The organism is Acinetobacter sp. CY73, assembly GCF_059515865.1.
Window position 1 is genome coordinate 1 of the sequence record NZ_JCAKMZ010000065.1, and the last position, 1,619, is coordinate 1,619.

At 46.8% G+C, this 1,619-nt stretch carries 1 protein-coding gene and 1 pseudogene; both read right to left on the reverse strand.

Going from position 1 to position 1,619, the window contains the following annotated elements; genetic code table 11:
• Positions 1 to 223: pseudogene (locus tag AC5YD2_RS16105) on the reverse strand (hypothetical protein); the annotation flags it as partial.
• Positions 224 to 408: 185 nt separating this feature from the next.
• On the reverse strand, positions 409 to 1,619 hold a 1,211-nt coding region (locus AC5YD2_RS16110), incomplete at its 5' end, for a collagen-like domain-containing protein (protein ID WP_496127259.1).

Here is a 1,619-nt window from a genome sequence, read left to right on the forward strand (position 1 = left end):
CACCATCTTTACCATCTAAGCCGTTGCTACCGTCTTGACCTTTAAGTGCGGCTAACCACTCTTCTTGTGTCCCGGTGTAGCGTGTCCCGGTGTAGCCATTTTCTACTGCTAACTCAAATGCTGATTTGCCATCCGCACCGTCTTTACCATTAGTACCATCTTGGCCTGCAAGCGCTGCTAACCACTCTTCTTGTGTTCCGGTGTAGCCATTTTCTACTGCCAACTCAAAGGCCGATTTGCCATCTAAACCATCTTTACCATCTAGACCATTGCTACCATCTTGACCTTTAAGTGCGGCTAACCACTCTTTTTCAGTCCCGCTATATCCATTTTCTACAGCAAGCTCAAATGCTGATTTGCCATCCGCACCGTCTTTACCATTAGTACCGTCTTGGCCTGTAAGTGCTGCTAACCCTCTTCCTCTGTCCCGCTGTATCCATTTTCCACAGCAAGCTCAAAGGCTGACTTTCCATCAACACCATCTTTACCATCTAAGCCGTTGCTACCGTCTTGACCTTTAAGTGCGGCTAACCACTCTTCTTGCGTTCCGGTGTAGCCATTTTCTACTGCCAACTCAAAGGCCGATTTGCCATCTAAACCATCTTTACCATCTAGACCATTGCTACCATCTTGACCTTTAAGTGCGGCTAACCACTCTTCTTGTGTCCCGGTGTAGCCATTTTCTACTGCCAACTCAAAGGCCGATTTACCATCCGCACCATCTTTACCGTCAACGCCGTCTTTACCATCTAGACCATTGCTACCATCTTGACCTGCAAGTGACGCTAACCATTCTTCTTCAGTCCCGGTGTAGCCATTTTCTACTGCTAACTCAAATGCTGATTTTCCATCAGTTCCATCTTTACCATCTAAACCGTTGCTACCGTCTTGACCTTTAAGTGCTGCTAACCATTCTTCTTGTGTGCCGCTGTATCCATTTTCCACAGCAAGCTCAAAGGCTGACTTGCCATCTTTACCATCTAAACCATTGCTACCATCTTGACCTTTAAGTGCGGCTAACCATTCTTTTTCAGTCCCGCTATATCCATTTTCTACAGCAAGCTCAAATGCTGATTTGCCATCTAAACCATCTAGACCGTTGCTACCATCTTGACCTGCAAGTGCCGCTAACCACTCTTCCTCTGTCCCGCTATAGCCATTTTCCACAGCAAGCTCAAAGGCTGACTTTCCATCAACACCATCTTTACCATCTAAGCCGTTGCTACCGTCTTGACCTTTAAGTGCGGCTAACCACTCTTCTTGTGTACCGCTGTAGCCATTTTCTACTGCCAACTCAAAGGCCGATTTGCCATCTAAACCATCTTTACCATCTAGACCATTGCTACCATCTTGACCTGCAAGTGCTGCTAACCACTCTTCCTGTGTCCCGGTGTAGCCATTTTCTACTGCTAACTCAAATGCTGATTTGCCATCCGCACCGTCTTTACCATTAGTACCATCTTGGCCTGCAAGCGCTACTAACCACTCTTCTTGTGTTCCGGTGTAGCCATTTTCTACTGCCAACTCAAAGGCTGACTTTCCATCAACACCATCTTTACCATCTAAGCCGTTGCTACCGTCTTGACCTTTAAGTGCGGCTAACCACTCTTCTTGTGTCC